We start from the raw sequence: 25433 nt of genomic DNA, 5'->3' as shown, positions 1-25433 counted from the left end.
CAACGTGTGGGGTTATTCGTCGATATCAACCTTGTCGAAACGATGCGAACCCAAGGGTTCCATCACGTAGTTCTTCACCTTCTTCGACATCGGCAGTGCGACCGTGGAATGCGCAATCGGAACCCACGGGGCCTGATCGCTGATCAGGGCCTGCGCTTCTTCATACAGTTTGGTCCGTTCGCTCTGATCCGCGCTCATACGCGCCTTCTGGAACATCTCGTCGAGCGGCTTGTGGCACCAATTGGCATTGTTGCTGCCGCCGACACCGGAGCAACTGAAGAAGTAGCTGAGCAGGTTGTCCGGATCGCCGTTGTCGCTCGTGCCGCCGAGGATGACGGCGCCATCGCGTGCTTCGTCGCGCACCTTCTTCAGATATTCGCCCCATTCGTAAGAAACTATCTCGACACCGATGCCGACCTTGGCAAGGTCCGCCTGCATCAACTCCGCCGCGCGGCGGGCATTCGGCATATAAGGACGACTGACGGGCATCGCCCAGATTTTCATCTTCAGATCTTTGACACCGGCTTCGTCGAGGAGCTTCTTTGCCGCTTCCGGATCGTAGTTGTAGCCCTCAATGGTGCCGTTGTAGCCCCACATCGTCGGCGGAAGCACGCTTTTGGCGATCTGCCCCATGCCCTGATAGACGGAATCGACGATAGCCTTGCGGTCGATAGCCATGTTGATGGCGCGGCGCACTTCCAGCTTGTCGAAAGGCGCGACCAAGGTGTTCATCGCGAGATAGGAGACATTGAGACCCGGTTGTTCCAGGACGGTCAGATCCGGGTTTGCCTTCAGCCCGGCAACGTCGGCCGGCGCCGGATACGGTGCGACATGGCATTCGCCCGCCTGAAGCTTCTGCATGCGTGTGGTCGCATCGGTGGTGATCGCGAAGATGAGGGTGTCGATCTTCGGCGCACCGTCCCAATAGTCTGCATTCGCCGCAAAGCGGATCGCCGCGTCCTGCTGGTAATCGACAAAGCGGAACGGCCCGGTGCCGACGGGCTTGCGGTCGAGGTCCTCGCGCCGTCCTTCTGCCGCCAGCTTGTCGGCATATTCCTTCGACATGATCGAGCCGAAGTTCAGGGCAAGCTTGGACGGAAGTGACGCATCCGGCTGGTTCAGCACGAACTTGACGGTCCTGTCATCGACCTTGACGATATCCTTGATGGCCGCCGGCATCTCCATTGCGTTGAACATTTCCCAGTTGGCTCCTGGGAAATAACTGTTCCACGGATCGTCCTTGTCCAGTTGGCGATTGTAGGTGAAGAGCACGTCGTCGGCGTTGAAATCACGCGTCGGAGTGAAATCGTCCGTCGCCTGGAACTTCACGCCCGCGCGCAGTTTCAGCGTATATTCGAGATTGTCGTCGGAAATGGTCCAGCTTTCGGCGAGGCCAGGAACGACGTTGGTGGTACCGGGTTCGAATTCGGTGAGGCGGTCATAGATCGTCTCGGCCGAAGCATCCCACGTGCTGTTGGCCGAGTAGAGTGCGGCGTCGAAGCCTTCCGGCGAGCCTTCCGAGCAATAGACGAGCGTCTTCGCCATCGCGGGCGTCTACGCAACGCCCGAAAGCATCGTCGCTGCAAACAGGGAAACAAGGGTTTTGCGCGTCCGCGCGAATTTCATGTTCATTGGCGTGTCCTCCCTTGGGAATGGAATGTGCGATGTCCGGCGAATGTCTGCCCGGCTGAGGTCAATCGGCTTTGCCGGCCGTCGTGCCGAGGCCGCGGCCGGGCGTCCAGACCGGATCCGGCGCGGTCCAGAGCACGTCGTTGCGGATCAGCTTCACCAGTTCGCCCGCCTGCAGATCGAGGAAGCGTTCGCCCTTTTCCGCTGTTGCGCTGCGCGGATCACCCCAGGTTCCGGTGACCGGAGCGCGCTCCGCGAAGGAATAGAAGCGCGACACGTCCGCCGGCACGTCGACAGGATGCTGCTGGTTGCCGAAGGCCTGGCCGAACATTTCGGTTTTTACCGCGTCCGGAACGATCGCCAGCATGACCGACGCTTCGCCCTCGCAGGCATGATGGGCGCCGGTGTCGACCTCGAAAATCGTCTTGGCGTCCTCGGGAGCCAGCATCCATGGCGTTGTGGCGACAATCGGCATGGCAAACTCGACTGCCAGTTCGCGCACGGCAACCGCAAGCGGTTCCATGTTGCCGCCATGGCCGTTGACGATGAACAGGCGCGAAAAGCCGAGCGTCTTCAGCGAGCGGACGATGCAGCGGATGACACGGCTGAGCGTGTCGTAGTCGAGCGTGATGGTGCCGCCGAAAGGCAGGTGGTGCTCGCTCATGCCGAGCCATAGGCCAGGAAGAACTGCGATCGGAACATCATCGGCAACCAGACGTGCAGCGCGGATGGCGGCGGCCGATGCGCTGGCGGTGTCGGTAATGACCGGCAAGTGCGGCCCGTGTTGCTCCAGAGAGCCGATCGGCAGGACGGCAAGCGCCCCCGGCTTGCCGGCGAGTTCGCGCAGGCTGGGTGCGGTCATGCGCGCCCATTCAACTTCCTTCTTCATGCTAGGCCTCTTTCATCAGATCAAACTATTTTCGGGTCGCCGCGTGCGACCGCGTCCACCGCCATTGGGAAAGATACGGAAGCGGCAGTCGTCGGAGGGCGCCAACTGGTGTTGAGTCAGGTCAATGTCGTCTCCGGCAAGCGGCAGGTCGGTGCAGCGCTATCCGCTCCAAATATGCACAGCCGGAAACATCAATCAAATTATTTTTCCGATAAGAAAATTATCTTTCTTAAAATATCGGAACAGCGCATCAAATGACATTGAGCGGCTCCGCCGCCGCCCAAGTCACGGCCGGCGGAGCGCGTCTGCAGCTCTCGTCTGTGCTACCCCTGCGCCAGATGGCACCTTGCGCAGCGCGTGCCCTCGCCGAGGCGCTGGAGGAGCTGCGGCGCCTCGCAGCCGGCGGCAGCCTTGCCGCAGCGTTCCTTGTAGAAGCAACCGGTCGGCAGTCTCCGGTTGTTTGGAAGTTCACCGGTCCGCACCTCGGCAATGGTCGGCAAGGGACTTGCGAAACTCGGAGCCGCAGCCAGAAGCGTTTGCGTGTACGGGTGTCGAGGATGGCGTAGCACCTCGTCGGCCGGGCCCGATTCAACGATCTGGCCGAGATACATCACCGCAACATCGTCGCAGAAGTGGCGCACCAGTGCGACATCATGCGAAATCAAGAGATAGGTCAGCCCCCGCTCCCGCTGCAACTTCAAGAGCAGGTTGATGATCTGCGCCTGAACCGACACGTCGAGCGCCGATGTCGGTTCGTCGAGCACCATGAGGTCGGGATCCGTGCTGATTGCGCGGGCAATTGCGATGCGCTGGCGCTGGCCGCCGGAAAACTCGTGCGGCAGGCGATCGAGATGTTCCGGCCGAAGGCCGACGGCGGCAGCCAGTTGCTCTGCCTTCGCATGCAACTCAGCCTTGCTGTGTCCGCCGCGGATGTGCAGCGGCTCGCTGATGAGCCGCCAGACCGGCAGACGCCGATCGAGCGAGGCTTGCGGATCCTGGAAAACGATCTGCATCTTCTGCCGCAATTGGCGCTTCTCTCTCCCCTGCGCCGCCTGAAAGTCCTGACCGTCGATCGCCACCCTGCCCTGTTCGTAAGGCGCAAGCCCGATGATCGCCTGGGCGAGCGTGCTCTTGCCGCAGCCGGACTCGCCGACAATGCCAAGGCTTTTGCCTGCACGGACTCTAAGGGTGACGCCGTTGACGGCATGCACATGCGAGGTGGGCCGGCCGAGCCAGTCGCGGGACGCCGGGAAGCGGACATGGAGATCGGAAACCTCCAGAACCGGCCGCGCCATCGTTTCAACGCCTGCGATCATTGCCGACCCCCCTGCTCTGATTTTTCTGGCGCGACACCGCGTCGCCAGCATGCCACCTGTTGGCTGTCAGCCCCCGCCAATTGCGGAGACTGGGATCGACAGAGATCAACCGATTCCTTGCATCGCGGCTGGAAGTAGCAACCCGCCGGTGGGTGCAGAAGATTCGGCACCGCGCCCGGGATTGCTTCCAGCTCCTGTTTTGGCGCTACCCGCTCCGGCAGGCAGCGCAGCAGAGCCTGGGTATAGGGGTGCTGCGGCGTCTCGAGGACGGTGCGGGTCGCACCATGCTCAACGATCCGTCCGGCATACATCACGTAGAGCCGGTCGCAGAGCTGCGATACGACGGCAACATTGTGCGAGATGAAGATGACCGACGTCCCGGTGCGGCGGGCGCGGTTCTGGATCAGCCGCAGGATCACAGCCTGCACGGTGACATCGAGCGCCGTCGTCGGCTCGTCGGCGATTATGAGGCCGGGATTGCAGGAGAACGCCATGGCGATCAGCACTCGTTGCCGCATGCCGCCGGAAAGCTCGAACGGGTAGAGCTTCATGACCCGCTCGGGCTCGCCGATGAGCATGTCGGCGAGAATATCGCGCGCAATGCGCTTGGCATCCGCCAAGCTCGTCTCCTCGTGACGCATGATGACGTCAGTCAGTTGCTTGCCGATACGGATCGTGGGGTTCAGCGCGTTCATCGGCTCTTGAAAGATGGTCGAGACCACCTTGCCGCGCACATCCTGCAGTTGGCTGTCATCCATGGCGAGGGTGCTATGGCCAAAGAGCCTGACCGAGCCGCCGGTGATCCGGTAGCGTCCCCTGGGCAGCAGCCCGGTCGCGGCCATGGTCGTCACCGACTTGCCGCAGCCGGACTCGCCGACAATCCCGACGATCTCGGCCTTGCCGACACTGATCGACACATCGTCGAGTGCCTTGATCGCGCCGCTGAAGGTTGGAAACTCCAGTGACAGGTTCTGGATGGCCAGCGCCTGGCCGCGTAATTCTGCCGTTCCAGTCATCATCTGCCCCTCAAGCGCGGATCGAGCATGTCGCGGATGCCGTCACCAACGAGATTGCATCCCATCGCCGTGATCAGAATGGCGAGCCCCGGGAAGGTCGCGTACCACCACTGATCGAGCATGTAGCTGCGGCCACTGCTGACCAGCGCGCCCCATTCGGACGTCGGCGGCTGGGCGCCGAGGCCAATGAAGCTGAGGGCGGCTGCGATCAGCACGACGCCGCCAAGATCGAGCGTCGCCTGTACGATGATGGGCGACATCGCGTTCGGCAGGATATGCCAGCGGAGAATGTAAATCGGCGAAGCGCCGAAGGTGCGCGCCGCCTTCACGAAGACCTGCTCGCGCAAGGAAAGCGTTTGACCGCGAGCCAGGCGCACATAGGCGGGAATACGAACGATCGCCACGGCCAGCATGGAGTTGAAGAGGCTCGGACCAAGTGCTGCGGCCAGCGCCATGGCCAGCACCAGTGCCGGCAGAGCGAGAACGACATCCATGAGCCGCATGATGGCGGTGTCGACCCGCCCGCCAACCACGCCGGAAAAACACCCGATCAACACGCCGACTGCCGTTGAAATCAGGACGATCATGAAAGCGGCACCACAGGACGCCCTCGCTCCAAAGATCACGCGGGAGAACAGGTCACGGCCAACCTCGTCCGTGCCAAACCAATGCGCAGCGCTCGGCGGTAACAGGCGTGCTGTCAGCGAGACCTTGTCCGGATTGTACGGTGCGATCACCGGCGCGGCGATGATCATGATGAGAACGAGCAGGATGATGGCAGCGCCAACCAGGGTCAGTGGGCTGCGGCGGCTCAGGTACCAAAGATAGCGCAGCCGCTCGGAGATCGGCTTGGTCCTGCGCATCGCTGCACGTGCAGCAGGTTCTGTCGGCATGACGGCTGACATGATCAGACCTCCCTGATTTGCGGGTCGGCGAGCATGTAGGCGAGATCGACCAGGAGGTTGATCAGCACATAGCCGACGGATGCGACGATCGTGAACCCCATGATGGCGGGAAAATCGAGCGTCTGGATCGAGGTTACGACGTAGGTGCCCATGCCTGGCCAGGCGAAGATCGTCTCGGTCAGCACTGCGCCATAGAGAAGATCGCCGAGCGCCAGTCCCAACAGGGTGATCGATGGGATCAGTGCATTTCTGAGCGCATAGTTGAAGATGAACATGCCCTTACGCAGGCCGCTGGCGCGCGCGGTGCGGATATAGTCCTCCTGCAACACATCCAGCATCGAGGCGCGGATCTGGCGTGTGATCACACCCATATTGGCGAAGGCCAGCACGAAGCCCGGCAGGATGATGTGGTAGACGGCGCTGCGAAAGGCATCGAAGCGACCTTGCAGCAGCGAGTCGATCAGCAGGAACCCTGTGATGCGTTCGGGTGCGACGATGCCCATGGCCAGGCGTCCGCTGCCGGGCAAGATCTGGAACTTGGCGTAGAAGAGGTAGATCAGGATAAGGCCGAACCAGAACACCGGCATCGATATCCCGCAGACGGAAACCGTCCGTGCGATCTGGTCGATCGGACCGTCCTTGTAGACAGCCGACAGCACGCCAAGCGGCACGCCAACACAGATCGCGATGAACAGCGCGACCGTTCCGAGCTCCAGTGTCGCCGGCAGGAAGGTGCGGATATCGGCTGCAACCGGGCGGTTGGTCCGCAAGGACGTTCCCAGGTCACCCTGCAAGAGATTACCGATATAGATGGTGAACTGTTCGACGACCGGGCGATCCAGACCCAGGTTGCGCCTGACGTTCTCAAGCGTTTCGGCGCTTGCCCGGTCGCCCGCAATCATGCGCGCGGGATCGCCGGGGATGAGGTGAGAGATCGTGAAGGTGATGACGGCGACCCCCAGCACCACGAAAAGCAGAAGGATCAGACGAGGAAGAATGATGCGGGTGATTGCCATGGACGCCAGCCCTTTCGGCAGGGAAACCCTGACCTAGCTTTGGGAATGAGGAAAGCCTGCCGCCAAAGCCGTTGTGGCTCGCGGCAGGCGTTTCGTCGATGGGAGCTGCAAGGATCGGTTCGACCCGCGCAGTTCACTCCGTCTTCGACATCGTCCCAAAGTTGTAGACCTGGATCAGCATCGGGTTGTAGACATAGCCCTTAACCGCGGCGCGGCGGGCGAAGATGTCGTTCTTTTCCATAATGTAGAGATAGGGCGCGTCCTGCGTCGAAAGCTTCTGCGCTTCGACGTAGAGGGCCTTGCGCTTCGCCTCGTCGACGATCGATCCCGCCTCTTTCACGAGCGCGGTCACCTCAGTGTTGCGATAGAACGAACGGTTGCCCGGACCGCCCATTTTCTCGGCGTCGAACCAGTAGTTCATGAACATGTAGGGGTCGGCAAAATCGGGCGTCCAGGCGCCGGGCGACATGTCAAACTTGCCGTTGGCCACCAGTTCGCGTTTCGTCGTGTCGGCTACCGCCTGAAGATCGAGCTTGATGCCGATTTCGGCGAGCGAGGCCTGCAGCGCAAGGCCAACCGGTTCCCAGGCCGGATCGGCCTGAGAGAAGGTATAGGTCAGATGAATGTCGCTCTTGCCTGCTTCGGCGAGCAGCGCCTTCGCCTTCTCGATGTCGTAGGTGTACTGGAATCCCTGCGGGTCGTGGCCCCACATGCCGCTCGGCACCGCGCCGCGCATCTGCTTGGCCTGGCCGAGCATGATGCCGTCGATGATGCCTTGATAGTCGACCGCATAGGAAATCGCCTGGCGCACCTTGGCGTCGTCGAGCGGCGGCTGGCGGTTGTTCATGTATATGTAGTTCACATACATGCTGGGGTTGCTCTCGACCACGACGGAGGCATCCTTTTGCAGCGCCTCGGCCTGATCGAGCGGAATCTGTTCGATGATGTCGGCATCGCCGTTTGTCAGCTGAAGGCGGCGGGCCGACACGTCGCCGACGATGCGAATGACGACCTGCTTCAGCGCCGGTTGGCTGCCTGCGTAGTGCTCGTTTCGGTCGAGCACGATGCTCTGGTTTCGTTCCCAGGAGGTGATGCGGTATGGGCCGCTGCCCGCCGAGTGCTCGGCAAGCCAGGCCTTTGCCAAATCGCCGTCCTTCTCGTGTTCCATCACCTTGGGATTGATGATGGCCGCGCCGGAGACGGCAAGGGTGGAGATGAAGGGCGCAAATGGCGCCGTCAGGTGGAACCTCACCGTCTGCGGATCGACGACCTCCACCTCTTTCAGCACCGGGAACGCGTCGGACGGTCCGGCCTTCAGCTTAATCAGTCGATCAAAGCTGAATTTGACGGCTGCGGCATCGACCGGTGTGCCGTCGTCGAACTTGTGGCCGTTGGCGAGCTTGAAGGTCCAGACGAGACCGGCCGCGTCGGCGGTCCAGCTTTCGGCCAGTTCTGGCCCGACCTCCGTTGATGCGCCCTTGTAGGCGACGAGCCTCTCATAGGCAGCGTAAATCAGCGTGTATCCGCTGTTGCTGATTTCAACGCCGGGATCTGCGGTCGGCGGATCTTCCGCTCGCGCCAGCACCAGCACGTCCTGCGCTGCCATCACGCCGGAAAGAGGCGTCGACGCCAGAAGCAATGCAACGCCAATCGATTTCCACTTGGAACCATTCATCTCGTAGTCCTCCCCAGAACTGCGGCGCATGATGCCCTCCCGGCATTCACCGCAGCAGCAGACTAGGAAAGAAGTTTCCGAAGCGCAAGATTTTTTCCTATCGTACGCTATTTTTACAGGAGCTAATCCCTGTGTTTAATCGTCTGCGTGCTCTCAAGTGTGGAAACCAGCTCTGTTTCCGGGGTAGAGCAAACGCAGATGATCTGGGCTGGCTCGTCGCTCACACTGAGGTAAGCGTGGCCAGTCATGGCGTCAAAATAGGCGGAATCGCCCTTCTTGAGCCTTAGCGGTGCGTAGATTTCGGTGTGCAGTTCCAGCTCGCCTTCGAGAACATAGAAGAACTCCTCGCCTCGATGCCGAATAAGCGGCCCGAATTCCTCCAGCGTGCGCGCGCGCACCACCGCGAAGATGGGAACCATCGATTTCTTCGAAATCTCCGTGCAAAGGTAGAGATAGTCGTAGTTCCGGGTGATGATCGCCCGGCCATCGCCGGTTCTGGTGTATGTGCGACGCCCCAGCAAATTCTGAGTCTCGCCGGAGGCCGCGGGGGTGCCGAAAAGCTCGACGATGTCGACCTCAAGTCCCTGAGCAAGCTGGATCAGCCGGTCGTAGGTGAGCTGCATCTGATTGTTCTCGACCTTGGAGAGGGTCGACACCGCAAGCCCGGTCATGGAGCTCACCTCTGCCAGCGTCCAGCGATTGCGGTTACGAATATCCTTCAGGATATCACCGAGGCTGGATTTCGCGTCTGTCATCGTTGGCGTCTCCAATTTGCCTGCAGCCATCTGGCTTGCCTGCCAGGCCGCGCGCCCGAAAAACGGCAGAATCCGATTGGCATGATAGGAAAACCATTTCCTATAATACGAGGCCGAAATCAATATTTGCCTCGAAGGCAATCCGTTCTCCCGGCAGCGGCGCCCGCGGCCGCCATCGATCGAACCGCGCTCCTACTCCTGGAATGGGTCGGCGACCCTGGGCCAATAGGGGCGCTTCAGCTTGGTGAGCGCCAGTTCGGCGAATGAGGGCTGCAAGGCACCGGGCGCACTGACATAGAGAATGTCGCCTGCGATAGGCGCAAACCCCGCGCGGAAGTGGTTGCTGGATTTCACCACGACGATCTTCTTTTTCGCCGGGTCCAGGCCGAGCGCGGTCATGCATTCCGGGTGGAAGGTTTGGGTGCGCACGGTGTTCAGCACGATGTCGACGCTGCCGGCACTGACCCAGACGGCATCGCCGATGCCGAGCGGGGTCGGCCCGAAGCGCTGCGTGATACCAGAGGCGACGCGCCTGACCGTCACCGTCAAATCGAGCGGATCGCCGGAAGCAGGCCCGACTTTGCCGCCGATCCGCAGCGCCAGTGTGGCCCCCTCTCCCGCCTCGCGGCACATGCGCACCGCAATCGGGTCCCAGTAGAGGCAGGCGGCCACGTCCTCGATGCCGCGTTCGATGATTCGGCGCAGGATGAAGGTCGAGTCTCCAGGCGCTCCACCACCCGCGTTGTCGGAGACGTCGGCCAGTACGACCGGGCCGCTCTTCGCAGCGATGGCCCGATCCAGCGCGGCATCGATTCCGAGATAGTCTCCCCGCATGTCTTCGCGCGCATCGAATATCTCGCGGCCGAAGGACCGGGCGATCCGAGCAGCCCTTTCCGGGGCATTGTCGGTCACGACGAGCATCTTGGCTCCGACATCCTCGACGTCGCCCCAGGGAAAGCCGTGGCCGAAGGAGACCGAGAGTACATCATCTTGCCCCTCCATTGCTTTCATGCGGTCGACAATATCGCGCAAGGGCGCTCGGTGCGGATGGAATGTGTTGATCATGCGGCAGTCATGGACGCCCATGGTCGGTCGTACCTCACCAGCCAGGGTTCGCTCCATCAATCGGAACAATTGGGCGGCAACCTCCTCGATATCCGTGTGTGGATATTCCTTGTAGGTGGCGATCATGGTCGCATTGGCAAGCATGCGGTCGGTGATATGGCAATGCAGATCGAGTTCGGCGGCAACCGGCACATTTGGCCCTACCAGTTGACGCACATGTTCAAGCAGATCCCCCTCGACATCGTCATAACCATCGGCGACGCAGGCGCCATGCAGGGCAAGCATGATGGCGTCGACCGGCATGGCCGCCCTGAGGTCATCGAGGATGGTGGCGCGAAAGCTTTCATAGACCGCCCGCGTGGTTCTGCCGCCGGGTTCGGCCACGGCGCAGAGGCTTTCTACGACGTCCCAGCCCTTTGCCTCCGCAGCGCTGCGCCAGACGAACATCTGCGAGGAGCAGCAGTTGAGCGGTTTGGTGGTGGCGTCGCCGTAGGCGATCAGATTTTCCCGGAAGGCCTCGATGCCGGTTTGCATCGGCGAGAAGGTATTGGTCTCAGTGTCGAGCCCCGCGATGAACAGTTTCATTTTTTGCCTCTCGCCATTCAAGAAAGATATTTTCTAATCATAAAACTATGTTTATCGTCGGAAAGTCAAATGCATTATCCGCGCCATGGCGCGGCTGACCGGGGAGGCAGGAATGCGCCTATACATATCCGCAGATATCGAGGGGATCGTCGGGGTCGTAAGCCGCGACCAGCTGATGCCAGAAGGTTTCGAATATGAGAACGCCCGGCGCTGGATGACGGACACCGTGGTTCACGCCTGCGAGGCTGCGCATGAGGAGGGTGTGGGAGAGGTCATCCTCAGCGATTCCCACGGGAATGGCGAGAGCATCCTGATCGATCGCTTGCCCGATTATGTGCAGATCGTTCGCAGCTGGCCGCGCCCGCTGATGATGATGCAGGGCGTCGAGCTCGGCTCCTTCGTCGGCGCGATGCTTCTCGGCTATCACGCCGGCGCAAGCCATATCGGCGGTGTGCTGTCGCACACGATTGGCGGCTCAGCCTTTGCCGAAGTGAGGATCAATGGCACTGTCATGCCGGAGGCCGGGATCAACGCCGCCATCGCCGGGCATTTTGACGTGCCGGTGCTGCTCGCCTCGGGCGACAATGTGGCGTTGGAGGAGATAAACCAGGTCATCGGAGACATCGTTGCGGTACCGGTGAAGCAGGTCTACAGCACGCAGTCGGCGATCACGCTGACACCCGCCGTCGCCCATCGCCGCATCCGCGAGGGCGTCAAGAAGGCTTTGTCCAGGGCGGGTTCGGCCAAGCCGTTCAAACTGGAAAACCCTGTCCTGGAGATCGTGTTCCGAAATCGCCTGCCGGCCGAGTATCTCTCCTACCTCAAGGGCGTCGAGCGCACCGACGGCTATACGATCCGCTACCAGGGCGACGATATGGTCGACGTCTCGCGTTTCATCGAGTTCGTGGTCGGCTACAACTCGCGCCTCACCTTCTGACGAGCCCTTCTGCGGAATCAAACAATGACTATCTCTATCGTCCTCGGCGCCGGCATGGTCGGCGTCTCGACCGCGCTCGCATTGCAGGAAAACGGGCACCATGTAGTGCTCTTGGATCGCAAGGCGCCGGGGCGGGAAACCAGCTTCGGCAATGCCGGCATCATCCAGACCGAAGCCGTCGAACCCTACGCCTTCCCTCGCTCTGTGATCGACATCGCGAGGGTTGCGCTGAAGCGCGGCAACGACGTCGACTGGAGGCTGCGTGATATGCCGCGGCTGGCGGAGCCACTCTGGCGCTATTTCGCTCAGTCTGCGCCTGCGCCCTACGCGAGAACCATCGCCGCCTATTCGCAGTTGGCGTTGCGTGCGAGCGACGATCACGCGCGCTTCATCGAACCCGCCGGGGCTGGCGACCTGATTGCCCGCCAGGGCTGGCGCGCGGTCTATCGTTCGCCCGTGACATTCGATGCGGCAGCCATCGCCGCGGACCGGCTGAAGACTGTCTACGGTGTGCCGTCAGACGTGCTTGGGACAGACGAGCTCGCAGCAAGCGAGCCCGCGCTACAGCGCCGGCTCGCCGGTGCCGTCCATTGGACCTCACCCTGGACCTGCCGTGATCCGGGAGAGTTGGTTGCGCGCTACGCCGCACTCTTCGTCGCGCGCGGCGGTACGTTGGTCCGCGGTGACGCCATGACCTTGCGGCAAGATGGCGCCGCCTGGCGCGTATCGTCCGAGGATGGTGTGGTGTGCGCCGAAAACGCGGTCGTTGCCTTGGGGCCATGGTCGCCGACGCTCGCGAAGACCTTCGGTTATCGCATACCCATGGTGTTCAAGCGCGGCTACCACAGGCATTTTGCAGGCCATGACGGGCCGCGCGTGCCGATGTTGGATGTCGACAATGCCACGCTGGTTGCACCGATGAACGCGGGATGGCGGGTATTGACCGGTGCGCATATGGCACCGCCGGGCACTGCGCCTGCATCGCGACAGATACGGCACGCCGCCAATGCCGCGCGCGAACTTTTTGGCCTGCGCGAGCCTGTCGAAACCGCGCCGTGGTCGGGCACCCGCCCTTGCATGCCTGACATGCTGCCTGTCGTCGGTCCGACGCGTCATAAGGGCCTGTGGTTCCATTTTGGCCACGGCCACCAGGGCTTCACATTGGGTCCGACGACCGCGTTCCTCCTGGCGGAACAGATCGAGGGGAGACATGGCAATCCGCTCGCCCTGTCCCTGACGCCATCCGCTCGAGGCTGGGCGTAGGTCGTGCCCTTGGGCCATTCGGCTTGAACGCTGGATGGCCCAGCGCAAGCGCAGCATCTGCCGAATAGCGAGGCTTTGCTCGCTGAAGCGGTCCGGCTCGTGGGCAAACACCGGCAACACCTAAAGGGCGCTGCACCCTTACGCATTTTCTGCTCAAGAGACGATCCGATATACCGTCGTCCGCCGCAGCCTTCGTGCGGGTACGTCCCGGAGGGTGCCAGCTCGTCGCGACGCTTGTGGCTTCCGAAGCTGGAACCCCCTTGCCTGTCTACGCGCCGGCGACCTCGCTTTTCAATCACACGGTCCAAGCCTGCAGCGCGTTCAACACGAATATGCACAGGCGGAAATATTCGCCGATCGCCAGCTTGACTCTGTTTAGGCGTGTCACTATCAAGTTGTAGGCCTAACCCTACAATTGGATGCCATGCACCAGTCTCAGTCAAATCCAACGCCCGCGCTGTCGCTGACGGATCTTCCCGGTCCGGATGTCGCCATTCGCCGGCTGAACCACCCCGGACGCTGGATCAGCGGCGGTCTCGTCATCCTGCTGTTGGCCGTGATCGGACGTGCCTTTGCCGTCGGGCAAATCCAGTGGACGGTGGTCGGCGAGTTCCTGACCGCCGGCGTCATCATCACCGGCTTCGGCTGGACGCTTCTGATTTCGGCCTGCGCGCTGGTGCTCGGTGTCCTGCTCGGTTTCGCCTTCGGCATCATGCGGCTTTCGGAAAACCCGATCCTGCGCTTTGCCGCATGGCTATACGTCTGGGTTTTCCGCGGCACGCCGGTGCTGCTGCAGCTTCTCATCTGGTTCAACATCGCTCTGGTTTTCCCGCGCCTCTATATCCCCGGCCTCATTGATGCCCGCATGGTCGATGTGGTGACGCCCTTCGTCGCTGCCGTTCTCGGTCTCGGCGTGAACGAAGGCTCCTACCTGACGGAAGTGGTGCGCGGAGGTATCTCTTCGGTTGACAAGGGCCAGAAGGAAGCGGCCCACACGCTTGGCATGACGCCCGGACAGACCATGCGGCGCATCATCCTGCCGCAGACTTTGCGCCTGATCCTTCCCGTTCTTGGTAACAGCGCCATCGGCATGCTGAAGTTTTCCTCGCTCGCCGCCACCATTGCCATGGGCGAAATGCTGAACGCGGCGCAGCGCATCTACTTCATCAATGGCGCCGTCATCGAACTGCTGTTCGTCTGCGCCGTCTGGTACCTGGCGGGGACCACGGTTCTCTCCATCGGCCAATATTATCTCGAGCGTCATTTCGGCCGCGATGCCGTAACCGCAACCAGCGAGCGCCGCTGGTTCAAAGGATGGGCGCGTCGTCCCGCCACCACAGGTGCAGCATGAGCCTCGCAGTCAAGGCGGTCGGTATCCGCAAGAGTTTTGGCAGCCACGAGGTCCTGAAGGGTCTCGATCTGGAAGTTGCCTATGGCGAGGTGCTGTGCATTCTCGGACCCTCCGGCAGCGGCAAGAGCACCTTCCTGCGCTGCATCAACCATCTGGAAACGCCGAATGGCGGTTACGTCTGGGTCGATGGCGCGATCATGGGCTACGAGCTCAACCGCGGCGCGCTTCAGGAATTGCCGGTCAAGCGGCTGCGCGCCCAGCAGAGCCAGCTCGGCATGGTGTTCCAGCACTTCAATCTCTTTGCCCACCGCACCGTACTCGGCAATGTCATCGAAGGGCCGATGGTGGTGCGCGGCCTGAGCCGCACTGAGGCTGAGGCCAGTGCCATGGGCCTGCTGGAGCAGGTTGGCATGGCGGCCAAGGCGTCGAGCTATCCGTCGCAGCTTTCCGGCGGCCAGAAGCAGCGCGTGGCGATTGCCCGCGCGCTCGCCATGGAGCCGCGCGTCATGCTCTTCGACGAGCCGACCAGCGCGCTCGACCCGGAGCTTGTGGGCGAAGTGCTGGAAGTCATGCGCAGCCTCGCGCGTGGCGGCACGACGATGATCGTCGTGACACATGAGATCGGCTTTGCCCGCGAGGTCGCCGACCGTGTTGTGGTGATGATCGACGGCGAAATCCGCGAAATGGGCGTACCCGCGCAAGTTCTGAGCAACCCCGGCGACGCGCGCGTGCGGAGTTTCCTCAGCCGTGTGCTGGGCTGAAGACAAGAGTTCAAAAAGAGGGAGAACTGAAAATGAAACAACTGCTGCCAATGGTTCTGGGGCTCGCCTCCGCCACCTTTATCAGCCTTGCTGGCGGTGGCCTTGTGCACGCCGCCGACGAGAAGCTCGCGGCCGCTCTGCCGGACGCCGTGCGCGATACCGGCAAGCTGAACGTGACGATCAGCCTTGCCTATCCGCCAATGGAATACAGCGACGCCGGTTCTACCGAACTGAAGGGCTTCGACATCGATCTGGCCAAGGCGATCGCCGAGCGGCTCGGCTTGACCGCGGAGTTCCAGAACGTCGAGTTCCCGCAATTGATCCCGCAGGTCGTCACCGGCCGCTCCGATCTGATCATGACCGCCTTCTCCGACAAGGTGGAGCGCCAGACGCAGCTCGACTTCATCGACTACTTCAAGACCGGCAACGTCTTTTATACGACCGCCGATCACCAGGGCGAGATCAAGACCGAGGCCGACCTCTGCGGCAAGACCGTGGCGGTTGCGACCGGAACGAGCTGGGTCACCTGGGCAGAAAACCTCGGCAAGTCCATCTGCCCTGCCGACAAGCTGATCACCGTCATCCAGATCCCGACCCAGGCCGAACACATCATGCAGATCCGCCAGGGCCGCGCCCAGGCCTCAGTGATCGGCCTTGAAGGACTTCTCGACCTGATGAAGCAGGAGCCGAACAAGTTCTACCAGATCGGCGAGGTCGGCGAGATCAATCACTACGGCATCGCCTTCGCCAAGGCGAACGGGCAGCTGCGCGACGCGGTCAAGGGTGCCCTCGATGCGATGAAGGCTGACGGCACTTATGCACAGATCCTCGATCGCTACGGCTTGAAACAGGCTGGTGTCGAAGAGTTCAAGATAAACGGAGCCACGAAGTAACAGAACCGCGCCGGAGCCTGCCTTGACCCATCCTTCCATGCCAGACGCCTCCACCATCGCAGCAAACGGAAATCCGGACGACAGACTGTCCCGGCTGCGCCTCGATCTCTATTCGAGTGAGCAGCTCTACCGGCAGCTCTATCGGGCGCTGCGCGCCGCGATCCTGAGCGGTGATTTCTCCGAAGGCGAAGCCATTCCCTCGGAGAACCAGTTGCGCGACCAGTTCGGCATTGCCCGAACGACCGTGCGCAACGCGATGGCGCTTCTGGTTTCGGAGGGTTTGGTCCAGCAGGTTCGCGGCCGCGGGACGATCGTGTCGCACCGCCCGATCAGCCACAACATCTGGAACTTCGGCAGCTTCTCGGAACTCGCCCGCAGACAGGGACAGCGCCCGGTAACCCGGGTGCTCGAACATCGGGTGGAAAACGGCGAGCTGCTCCTGGTGCGCGCCCGTGGGCTTGCCAACGGCGACACTGTGACCTGGCTGAACGTCGACACATCGCAGCTCGATCTTTCCCTTTATCCGGGCATCGAGCGCTACGATTTCGCGGCGCAATCGCTCTATGAGGTCTTGCGCCGCGACTATGACCGCCACCCCTTGCGTTCGGAACTGCTGCTGACTGTCGTTCCGGCTTCCGAGCGCCTGCGGGAGGTCTTTGTCCCGGCACCTGAGGTGCCGGGCTATCTTTGCGCCAGCGGAGACGTACTCGACGCCGACGACCGGTTGGTCGAGCGCACGTCGATCGTCTACTCGCCGGCAGTCCAGATGAAATTCGCAACGCGCTGGGGGCGCGAGACCGCGCCGACTAGCGCGACGCAGGAGAACAAGACATGAGCCGCTTCGGCGAGACCTTCACGACACAGAAACCGATCCTCGGCATGCTGCACCTCGCCGGTGATGGCCCCGCGGCCAAGCTCGCCCAGGCCGAAGAAGAGGCCCGCATCATGGCCGGCGAAGGCGTGGACGGGGTCGTGGTCGAGAACTATTTCGGCGGTGCCGAAGACGTCGAGCGGGTGTTGGACCGGCTATTCGGGTTTGATCTCGGCACCCGCATCGGGGTCAATGTGCTGCGAGACGATGCGCGCGCTTTTGCACTCGCCAAACAATATCCCGTTTCCTTCATCCAGGTGGATTCCGTCGCCGGGCACCTGCCGCTAGATGCGGACGAACCCTTTGCGACCGAACTCGCGGCGCGCCGGGAGGACGTTTCGGCGTTGCTGCTCGGTGGCGTGCGTTTCAAGTACCAGCCGGTGCTGTCCGGTAGGCCGGAGTCGGAAGATGTCCGCATCGGTGCATCGCGCTGCGACGGTCTGGTCGTCACGTCGGACGCCACCGGCCAGCCGACCGACCTGGACAAGGTCGCGCGCTTCCGCGCAGCAACCGGCGGTGCGACGCCGCTTCTGATCGGCGCTGGCCTCACCGAAGCCAATGCCGCCAAGCAGTTGGCGAAGGCCGATGGCGCCGTCGTCGGCAGCTGGTTCAAGCACGACCACAAGGACACCGGCCGCGTTGAAGTAGCCCATGTCGCCGGGCTGATGCGTGTCGTGCGCGCAATCAGGAGCGACGCGTGAGCACCGCTGACACTGTTTTGGCTCGGCCAGTGACGGCCGAGAATTTTTCACGGTACGGCAGGCTCTACGACCTGACCGGCGACGCCGACCCCAAGGCGATCTGGACCGTCGGCGATGGCTGGCGCGATGGCTTCACGAGAACGCCGTTGATCGATGGCCACGGCCATCTCGGCGTCACCCGTGGCGGAAGCGCGCCCTGGAATTGCAGTGCGATGGAGCGGCACCCGCTGACCGAGGAGGCAATCTTCTGTCTCGCCCAACCCGTTGTTCTCGCGGTCGCGCCGGCCTCGGATGCCGACGCGCCGCATCGTGATGATATCGAAGCCTTCGTGGTCGGGCCCGGACAGGCCGTGGTGATGAACCGTAATGTCTGGCACGATGCCTGCCGGGGCGTCTCCGGTCCAACACCCTATTACTGGATGGCCGTTTGCGGCCTCGGCGAGAGCCCTTGGGTTCCGGTTGCCGGTGGTCCGAAGCGGGTGCAAGCCGCTCAAAGCGAAGGACCGGTGGCATGACAAGCTTCTTCATCGGCGACGTCGCGCTCGACGAGTATTACACCGCCGATCGCTGGCCGGGCCGGGCCGACAAGGGGATGGTCAAGGAGCTTCCAGCCGAAGCGGGCGGTTCCATCGCGAACGCCGCAGTCGTACATGCGGGGCTCGGCGGCAAGACACAGTTCATCTCGCTCCTCAACGACAGTCCCCTGTCGCAACGATTGATTGCCGATTTGAAGGAAAACGGCGTCGGCGTCGATCACATGCTGATCGATCCCGCCATTCCGGAATCGCGCAATCTCATCTTCCTCGTTGACGGCGAACATGTCGTTCTGACGGTCGAGATGGGCGAGCAGCCGATGTGGCTTGCCCCTGCTGCTCTCGATGAGCTGCGTCAACCAGGCTTTCTCTACACCACGCTATACCGTGTCCGTCGTCTCCATGCGCGAACGGATCAAGGCGTCGTCAAGCAGGCCAACCTTCTTGCCGATCTGCGCCAGCACGGCCGCCGCGTGATCTTCGATCTCGACGTCGGCGGCTGCACGCTGGAGGATATGCCGTATCTGACCGGTGCTGCGGTCGTTATCTTCAACCAGGTCGGCTTCCGTGCAGCTTTCGGCCACGACGAAATCATGATGATCGGCGACTGGATGCAGCAGCACGAGATCGACTGGGTCGTGCGCACCCTCGCCGCAGAGGGCGCCGAGGCCCGCAATGGCGACACGATCCTCCGCGTACCTGGGTTCCCGGTCGACGTCGTTGACGTCACCGGCGCCGGCGATACCTTCGGCGGCACGTTGACGTGGTGCCTGTCGCAAGGCCATACGATCGAAGAAGCACTGGACTTCTCCGTCGCGGCCGCCTCCCGCTCCGTCACCATTCACGGCCCACGGGCCGGCAAGGCAACCCCCGAAGAGATGCACCGCTGGCTCAAGGACGAGGGTCGGTCAAGGTCTCGGTGAACCGACGCACCGCGGCAGTAACTCACTTTGGGTGTAAGGTTATCGCTGTGGGGTTCCCGCACCATTTGAGTGGACGGCCGGACGTCTCGTCGCCAACCGCCCCTAACCGCGGGCGGCCTATCAAGAGCAGAGCGCGTTCGTACGACTTGCCGCCGACGAGGACAGTCAGATACCCAGCATGCGCCGGTTGGCCGCCTCGTCGGTGCCGCCACCGGCAAAGTCGTCAAAGGCTTTTTCGGTGACGCGGATGATGTGGTGCTTGACGAAGTCGGCACCCTCGCACGCACCATCTTCCGGATGTTTCAGCGCGCATTCCCACTCGACCACGGCCCAGCCGGAGAAATCATTGGCGGCCATCTTCGAGAACACCGCACCGAAATCCACCTGGCCATCACCCAATGACCGGAAGCGCCCGGCCCGGTTGACCCAGCCCTGGTAGCCGCCATAGACGCCCTGGCGCCCGGTCGGATTGAACTCGGCATCCTTGACGTGGAACATCCGGATGCGATCCTTGTAGATGTCGATGTTGTCGAGATAGTCGAGGCACTGCAGCACATAGTGCGAGGGGTCGTAGAGCATGCAGGCGCGGGCATGGTTGCCGGTGCGCTCCAGGAACATCTCGTAGGTGATGCCGTCGTGCAGGTCTTCGCCCGGATGGATTTCGTAGCAGATGTCGACGCCGTTCTCCTCGGCATGATCGAGGATCGGCTTCCAGCGCTTCGCCAGTTCGTCAAAGGCGGTCTCGACAAGGCCGGCCGGCCGCTGCGGCCAGGGATAGACGAAGGGCCAGGCAAGCGCGCCAGAGAAGCTCGCCATCGCGTTCAGCCCGAGGTTCTTCGAGGCGGTCAGCGCCAGCTTCACCTGCTCCACCGCCCAGGCCTGCCGCGCCTTGGGATTGCCGCGCACCTCGGGTGCCGCGAAACCATCGAAGGCTTCGTCATAGGCCGGATGCACGGCGACCAGCTGGCCCTGCAGATGGGTCGAAAGCTCGGTCACTTCGACGCCGTTGTCGCGCGCAGTACCCGCAAACTCATCGCAATAGGTCTTGGAGGTCGCGGCTTGTCTGAGATCGATCAGCCGTGCATCCCAGCTTGGAACCTGCACACCCTTGTAGCCGCAGTCGGCCGCCCATTTGGTGATCGCATCCCAGGAGTTGAACGGCGCCGCATCGCCGGCAAATTGCGCAAGAAAGAGCCCTGGCCCCTTGATCGTCTTCATGTCTCGTCTCCTCCATTGGAATGCTTTTCCGGACGATCGGAAGCCTTCGCCGGAGCCATCCGAGGCTCAGGACAACCAGGATTTCCGGGTGGGCCGGGCCAGGCTGCACGCACCTGGCGTTGATTGCGGCCCGCATCAGTTGCGGGCCGCACCTTGGCTTTACTTCCGGATCAGAACGGCGAATCCGGGAAGTAGAAGTCCTTGGCATTGTCCTTGGTCACCAGTGTCGCGTCGATCGTGTAGACGCCACGAACCGGAACCTGGCCGTAGAAGTTGGCCACGGTCATCTCGAGCGCCGTACCGACCATCGCCGGCGGATAGAGCACGTCGACCGGGATCATCTTGTCGCCGTCCATGACCTTCTTGATCATTTCCTTCGAGCCGGCGCCGGCAACGACATACTGAATGTCGGTGCGCTTGGCCTGCTCGATGGCCTGCAGCACGCCGACGGCCATATCGTCGTCCTGGCACCAGACCACATCGATCTTCGGGTACTTGGTCAGGTAGTCCTGCATGACCTTAAAGGCATCGTCACGGTTCCAGTTGCCGTACTGGCGGTCGAGAACCTTGACCTTCGAGCCTTCGATGCCCTTGTCGAAACCGTCCTGGCGTTGTTGATCGATCGGGATCGGCAGGCCGCGGATGACGACGACTTCGGCTTCCGGCGTGGTGGCCTTGATGTATTCGCCCGCGACCTGGCCGAGAGCCGGGTTGTTACCGGCGACGTAGAGATCGCGGACCGAGTTGTCGTTGACGCTCGGCGCACGGTCGACGAGAGCGACGAAGGTCCCCTTGCCCTTCACTTCCTTGATGGCGTTGACCAACGGATCCGGATCGGTCGGCAGGATGACGAGCGCGTCGATGCCCTGCGTCTCAAGGTCCTGCACGGCGTTGGCCTGACTTGCCGGATCGGGAGAGGTCTTGACGATGACGTTGAGGCCCGGATTGCGTTCCATCAGGATCTTGGCGACGCGCTCGGCATGGAAAACCACGCCGGCCGTCCAGCCATGGTCGGCTGCCGGGATCGAGACACCGATCGTCACTTTCTTTTCTTCCTGCGCGTGCGACACACCAGCAAGGGCGGTCATGGCCGCGAGGGTCAGGCCGAATAGCTTATTACGCATTAAGTTCCTCCCAAATATCAGGTCAGCCTGTTGCAGGCCGGGAGACCTGTGGACCCGGCCGTCTCACGATTTCCGCACCAGCGAACGCTGGACGAGCATCGCAATGATGATGATCGCACCCTGGATGGCGCCGATCAGGTATTCGCTGATGAAGTTGGAGAGCAGCATGATGTTGCCGACCAGTTCGAGAATGAACGCACCACAGATCGTGCCCCAGACACGGCCCGCGCCGCCCTTGAGCGCCGTGCCGCCGACGACCACGGCGGTGATCGCCTGCAGCTCCCACAGAATACCCGTTGTCGCCGAGGTGGAGCCGAGGCGCGGTACGTAGAGAAGAACGGCCGCCGCCACGCACAGACCCTGGATCACGAAGGCGACGGTGCGGACGCGGTTGACGGAGATGCCGGAGTAGCGCGCGACGTCACGATTGGAGCCGACGGCGACCACGTGCCGGCCGTAGCGCGTGCGATAGAGGATGAAGGCCGCCACGGCAGTCACCGCAAGGATGACGACGATCGGAACCGGCACGCCGAAGATGGTGCCGAAATAGGCGGGACGATAGATCTCTTGGAGTTCCGGTTCCTTGAGCGTGATCGCGCCGCCTTGCGAAAGCCAGGTCGTCAAGCCGCGATAGATGCCCATGGTGCCCAGCGTCGCGATGAAGGGCTCGATCTTGCCGACTGTGGTGATGAGGCCATTGGTGAGACCACAGAGTGCGCCGGCAACGATGGTGAACAGGATCGCAGCCAGGAGCATAAGCGCCGGATCTGCGATGACCCCGGAGTTCATGAAGAGGATCATCAGACTGGCGATGAAGGCAACCATGGCCCCGACGGACAGATCGAGATCGCCCGACGAAATCACGAAGGTGGCGCCGACCGCGATGATGGCGATGAAGGCGCTGCGGGTGGCGACGTTGGCGAGGTTGTTGATGCTGATGAAGTTGGGGTTGACCAGGGCGCCAACCAGCAGCAGCAACGCCAGCGCGACGAACGGCGCCACGGCCCTCAGATCGATGTCGCGCCAGCTGCGACGGCGAATTGCGCCCTGGCTGCCTTCCTCGTTTACGCTCATGTCCAATTGAACCTCCGTCCCAGCTCTCGGGAATCTTATTGTTCTCGGCATCTGCACAGGATGCGCCGGCCCTGCCTCAAGCCGCCGTTTTCTTCTTCAAGCCTGCGGCGTAGCGCATGATCTCCTGCTCGGAGATCTCGTCACCCTCAAGGATGCCGGCGATATGGCCCTCGCGCATGACCACCACCCGACTGCACAGGCCGATGACTTCGGGCATCTCCGACGAAACGACGATGATCGAGCGCCCGTCCCGGGCGAGCGCGGAGATGAAGTGGTAGATCTGCTGCTTGGTGCCGACGTCGATGCCGCGCGTGGGCTCGTCGATGATGATGATGCTCGGATCGGTCTCCATGACCTTGGCAAGCAGCAGTTTCTGCTGGTTGCCGCCCGACATGCGCCCGGCGACGACACTGTCATCCCTCACGCGAATATCAAACCGGCGGCGCGCCTTGACGAGTGCAGCTTCTTCACTTCCGGGATCGAGGTAACCAAGTCGGGTGTGCCGATCGAGCGATTGCAGTGTCAGGTTCGCCATCATGCCGGCATTGAGCAGCAGGCCCTTTGCCTTGCGATCCTTGGTCATGTAGGCGAGGCCGGCATTGTTGACCGCATGCACGTCACCGGATGCCACCGGCTGGCCACGAACGTGGACCTCACCGGCCAAACGCGCGCGCAACCCGACGATCGCCTCCATTAATTCCGTTCGGCCGGAACCGATCATCCCGGAAAAGCCGAGGATTTCGCCGCGACGGACCTCGAAGCTTGCATCCCGCACGTAGCCCGTAGAGACTGAACTGACGCGTAGCACGATTTCTTCGTCGACGTCGGGTTCGGTTTTGGCGGGATAGAGGCTTGAAAGCTCCCGGCCGACCATCAACTGGGCGATCGCCTCGCCGTCGAGGATGGAGGTCGGCGACGTCTTGATCCATTGGCCGTCGCGCAAAACCGTCACGCGATCGGTAAGTTCCATGACCTCGTCGAGCTTGTGCGACACGAAGACGAAGCTCGTTCCCTTGTCACGCAGCTTGCGCACCAACCGGAACAGGAAGTTCGTTTCCTCACGGGAAAGCACGGCGGTCGGCTCGTCCATGAAGACGACACGCGCATCACGGCTGATCGCCTTGGCAATCTCCACCATCTGCTTTTCGGCGATCGACAGTGAGCCGATCATCGCGTTCTCGTCGACATGAGAGCCGAGCAGATCGAGAACGCGGCGGGTTTCCGCGCGCATGAACTTGCGGTCGAGGACCCCGAACCGGGTCACCTCACGGCCGAGAAACAGGCTCTCGGTGACGGTGAGATGTTCGGTGAGATTGAATTCCTGGTGGATGATGACGATGCCGAGCGCTTCGGCCGCCCCGTTTGCCGGAAGCTTCACCGACTTTCCGTCGAGCAGGATGTCGCCCGAAGTCGGCTGCTCGAAGCCCGACAATATCTTGACGAGCGTGGATTTCCCGGCGCCGTTCTCGCCCATCAGTGCGTGAATCTCGCCCTGGCGCAACTCGAAATCGACGCTGAAAAGCACCTGAACGCCGCTGAATGACTTGCTGATGCGGCGCGCAGACAGCACGACGGGAGCCCCGTCGACAACCTCCGTGGTCATTTCCCCTCCCCGCGGCCTCCACCGCTTTTTCAATGATGTAAACCTTTACACTGAGCGATGTAAAGGTTTACATCATGCTTGTTCGACAATTTTTTCTGCTGGCGCGTTTGACCGTCAGGCAAGTCTGTGTAGTGTCTCGCAACAAAGCCCGAGGCCAACCGAGTGTCCGATTCCACCCCCGCAACCATCGAAGACGTCGCACGGATCGCCGAGGTGTCGATCGCGACGGTTTCGCGGGCTATCCACATGCCGGAGAAGGTTGCCAAGTCCACGCGACTGAAGGTCAACCAGGCCATTGCTTTGACGGGCTACACTACCAATGCGATGGCGCGCAGCCTGAGGCTTGGTCGGTCGAACATGATCCTCGTGGTCGCGCCCGATATCGGCGATCCGAACTTCTCCAGCATTCTGGTTGGCCTGGAAAACGAAGCGCGTGCCCATGGCTATGGGGTGCTGATCGGCCATACCCAGAACGATGCCCAACGCGGGTTGGAGTATCTCAAATTCTTCAATTCGAACCAGGCGGCCGGCCTGATCCTGTTTACGGGCATTCTTCCTCTCGGCCATCAGGAGGTGACGCCGCGCCTGCCGCCGACCGTCGGTGTGTTCGAGCCCGTCTTCAACGGAGGCATTCCCTATGTCGGCGTCGACGACGTCGAAGGCGCACGCAAGGCAGTCGATCTTCTCATTGCCGAAGGGCATCGGCGGATCGCCTTCATCGGGGACTCCCATACGCGGCTTGCCTATGGCCGTCGTCGGTCAGGCTACGAGGCGGGCCTGGCTGCGGCTGGCATTCCCCCGAACCGCCGTCTTGTCCTCGAGGGCGACGGAACGGTGGAAAGCGGCAGGCTGGCGCTGGAGCAGCTCTTCATGCGCGATGACCTTCCGACCGCCTTCATGTGTGTCAACGATCAGACGGCCCTTGGCGTCGCGCTTGGCTTGAAGGCGCGCGGCTACGAGATACCGGATCAGTTTTCTGTCACCGGCTTCGATGACGTCCCGCAAGCCAGCTTTATGACCCCTTCCCTGACCACGATCCGTCAGCCGCGCACCGCGATCGGCAAGCACGCGATGGCGCTGCTCCTCGAGATGCTTTCGGACCGCACACCCTCCGAAACGGAGATCCTGCTGAGACCCGACCTGGTGGTCCGCAACTCTGTTGGGCCGCCGCCGACGCGGCGGTGAACGCTTTAGACAAGATTACCGGCGCGCAGTCTGCGTAAACAGATACGGCGATACCGCACGTCTTGCGGGTTTTCGACAGGACGAGAAATTGCGATCGGCTCATCGCGGCTTTGCTCGGCGGCCCGATATCGCGTCTGAGGCGCGA

Annotated in this window: 23 protein-coding genes; 10 read left to right on the top strand and 13 right to left on the bottom strand. The window is 62.1% G+C overall.

All coding sequences use genetic code 11. The annotated features are described in order from the left end of the window. Window positions 1-12: 12 nt before the first annotated feature. The 9 genes from PWG15_RS25515 to PWG15_RS25475 all read right to left on the bottom strand — a co-directional run bounded on the left by PWG15_RS25515 (window position 13) and on the right by PWG15_RS25475 (window position 10851). Window positions 13-1545, bottom strand: a complete 1533-nt coding sequence (locus PWG15_RS25515; protein WP_275026896.1) for an ABC transporter substrate-binding protein — start codon at window positions 1543-1545, stop codon at window positions 13-15. 148 nt (window positions 1546-1693) lie between these two features. Further along, complete coding sequence (locus PWG15_RS25510; RefSeq protein ID WP_275026895.1) at window positions 1694-2518, bottom strand: creatininase family protein; 825 nt, start codon at window positions 2516-2518, stop codon at window positions 1694-1696. Window positions 2519-2841: 323 nt separating this feature from the next. Then, on the bottom strand, window positions 2842-3834 hold the full coding sequence (locus PWG15_RS25505) for an ABC transporter ATP-binding protein (protein ID WP_275026894.1): 993 nt from the start codon (window positions 3832-3834) through the stop codon (window positions 2842-2844). Then, a complete protein-coding gene (locus PWG15_RS25500) occupies window positions 3831-4850 on the bottom strand; it encodes an ABC transporter ATP-binding protein (RefSeq protein ID WP_275026893.1) in 1020 nt (339 codons plus the stop codon). Before PWG15_RS25500 ends, PWG15_RS25505 begins: the two co-directional genes overlap by 4 nt. Further along, on the bottom strand, window positions 4850-5755 hold the full coding sequence (ddpC, locus tag PWG15_RS25495) for a D,D-dipeptide ABC transporter permease (RefSeq protein WP_425536816.1): 906 nt from the start codon (window positions 5753-5755) through the stop codon (window positions 4850-4852). Before ddpC ends, PWG15_RS25500 begins: the two co-directional genes overlap by 1 nt. Before the next feature lie 2 nt (window positions 5756-5757). Further along, window positions 5758-6771, bottom strand: a complete 1014-nt coding sequence (locus tag PWG15_RS25490) for an ABC transporter permease (RefSeq protein ID WP_275026892.1) — start codon at window positions 6769-6771, stop codon at window positions 5758-5760. A 133-nt stretch (window positions 6772-6904) separates the two neighbouring features. Then, window positions 6905-8476 (bottom strand): ABC transporter substrate-binding protein, encoded by a 1572-nt coding sequence (locus PWG15_RS25485; RefSeq protein WP_275026891.1) that lies wholly within the window; start codon window positions 8474-8476, stop codon window positions 6905-6907. 92 nt (window positions 8477-8568) lie between these two features. Further along, window positions 8569-9201 (bottom strand): helix-turn-helix domain-containing protein, encoded by a 633-nt coding sequence (locus PWG15_RS25480; protein ID WP_275026890.1) that lies wholly within the window; start codon window positions 9199-9201, stop codon window positions 8569-8571. Between the two features lie 192 nt (window positions 9202-9393). Further along, a complete protein-coding gene (locus tag PWG15_RS25475) occupies window positions 9394-10851 on the bottom strand; it encodes a M81 family metallopeptidase (RefSeq protein ID WP_275026889.1) in 1458 nt (485 codons plus the stop codon). A gap of 112 nt (window positions 10852-10963) precedes the next feature. Between PWG15_RS25475 and PWG15_RS25470 the strand changes: the two genes are divergently transcribed. The 9 genes from PWG15_RS25470 to PWG15_RS25430 all read left to right on the top strand — a co-directional run bounded on the left by PWG15_RS25470 (window position 10964) and on the right by PWG15_RS25430 (window position 19084). After that, window positions 10964-11788 carry a M55 family metallopeptidase gene (locus tag PWG15_RS25470; protein ID WP_275026888.1) on the top strand — a complete coding sequence of 275 codons (825 nt, stop codon included), beginning with the start codon at window positions 10964-10966 and terminating at the stop codon, window positions 11786-11788. A 24-nt stretch (window positions 11789-11812) separates the two neighbouring features. After that, on the top strand, window positions 11813-13051 hold the full coding sequence (locus PWG15_RS25465) for an NAD(P)/FAD-dependent oxidoreductase (protein ID WP_275026887.1): 1239 nt from the start codon (window positions 11813-11815) through the stop codon (window positions 13049-13051). Window positions 13052-13475: 424 nt separating this feature from the next. Then, window positions 13476-14402: an amino acid ABC transporter permease gene (locus PWG15_RS25460; protein ID WP_275026886.1), complete on the top strand. Its 927-nt coding sequence runs from the start codon at window positions 13476-13478 to the stop codon at window positions 14400-14402. After that, window positions 14399-15163 carry an amino acid ABC transporter ATP-binding protein gene (locus PWG15_RS25455; RefSeq protein ID WP_342457068.1) on the top strand — a complete coding sequence of 255 codons (765 nt, stop codon included), beginning with the start codon at window positions 14399-14401 and terminating at the stop codon, window positions 15161-15163. Before PWG15_RS25460 ends, PWG15_RS25455 begins: the two co-directional genes overlap by 4 nt. A 32-nt stretch (window positions 15164-15195) precedes the next feature. Continuing rightward, window positions 15196-16056, top strand: coding sequence for an ABC transporter substrate-binding protein (locus PWG15_RS25450; RefSeq protein WP_275026884.1), 861 nt, complete (start codon window positions 15196-15198; stop codon window positions 16054-16056). Between the two features lie 22 nt (window positions 16057-16078). Then, on the top strand, window positions 16079-16891 hold the full coding sequence (locus PWG15_RS25445; protein WP_275026883.1) for a GntR family transcriptional regulator: 813 nt from the start codon (window positions 16079-16081) through the stop codon (window positions 16889-16891). Continuing rightward, window positions 16888-17628, top strand: coding sequence for a BtpA/SgcQ family protein (locus PWG15_RS25440; RefSeq protein ID WP_275026882.1), 741 nt, complete (start codon window positions 16888-16890; stop codon window positions 17626-17628). The genes PWG15_RS25445 and PWG15_RS25440 overlap by 4 nt, the downstream gene beginning before the upstream one ends. Further along, entirely contained in the window at window positions 17625-18143 is a 519-nt protein-coding gene (locus PWG15_RS25435; protein WP_275026881.1) for an ureidoglycolate lyase, read from the top strand. Before PWG15_RS25440 ends, PWG15_RS25435 begins: the two co-directional genes overlap by 4 nt. After that, complete coding sequence (locus PWG15_RS25430; RefSeq protein WP_275026880.1) at window positions 18140-19084, top strand: carbohydrate kinase family protein; 945 nt, start codon at window positions 18140-18142, stop codon at window positions 19082-19084. The genes PWG15_RS25435 and PWG15_RS25430 overlap by 4 nt, the downstream gene beginning before the upstream one ends. A gap of 165 nt (window positions 19085-19249) precedes the next feature. Here PWG15_RS25430 and PWG15_RS25425 read toward each other — a convergent pair whose 3' ends face one another. The 4 genes from PWG15_RS25425 to PWG15_RS25410 all read right to left on the bottom strand — a co-directional run bounded on the left by PWG15_RS25425 (window position 19250) and on the right by PWG15_RS25410 (window position 24103). After that, on the bottom strand, window positions 19250-20302 hold the full coding sequence (locus tag PWG15_RS25425) for a sugar phosphate isomerase/epimerase family protein (protein WP_275026879.1): 1053 nt from the start codon (window positions 20300-20302) through the stop codon (window positions 19250-19252). 170 nt (window positions 20303-20472) lie between these two features. Beyond that, entirely contained in the window at window positions 20473-21426 is a 954-nt protein-coding gene (locus PWG15_RS25420) for a substrate-binding domain-containing protein (RefSeq protein ID WP_057249660.1), read from the bottom strand. 63 nt (window positions 21427-21489) lie between these two features. Then, a complete protein-coding gene (locus tag PWG15_RS25415) occupies window positions 21490-22500 on the bottom strand; it encodes an ABC transporter permease (protein ID WP_275026878.1) in 1011 nt (336 codons plus the stop codon). Between the two features lie 76 nt (window positions 22501-22576). Continuing rightward, a complete protein-coding gene (locus PWG15_RS25410; RefSeq protein ID WP_275026877.1) occupies window positions 22577-24103 on the bottom strand; it encodes a sugar ABC transporter ATP-binding protein in 1527 nt (508 codons plus the stop codon). A 162-nt stretch (window positions 24104-24265) separates the two neighbouring features. On the opposite strand from PWG15_RS25410, the gene PWG15_RS25405 reads away from it, so the two are divergent. Then, window positions 24266-25288, top strand: a complete 1023-nt coding sequence (locus PWG15_RS25405) for a LacI family DNA-binding transcriptional regulator (protein ID WP_275026876.1) — start codon at window positions 24266-24268, stop codon at window positions 25286-25288. Window positions 25289-25433: the final 145 nt, after the last annotated feature.

The sequence above is a fragment of the Ensifer adhaerens genome (genome assembly GCF_028993555.1).
Classification (GTDB): Bacteria; Pseudomonadota; Alphaproteobacteria; order Rhizobiales; family Rhizobiaceae; genus Ensifer; species Ensifer adhaerens_I.
The sequence above is the reverse complement of the archived record's forward strand: the minus strand, read 5'-3'. Positions and strand labels throughout refer to the sequence as shown.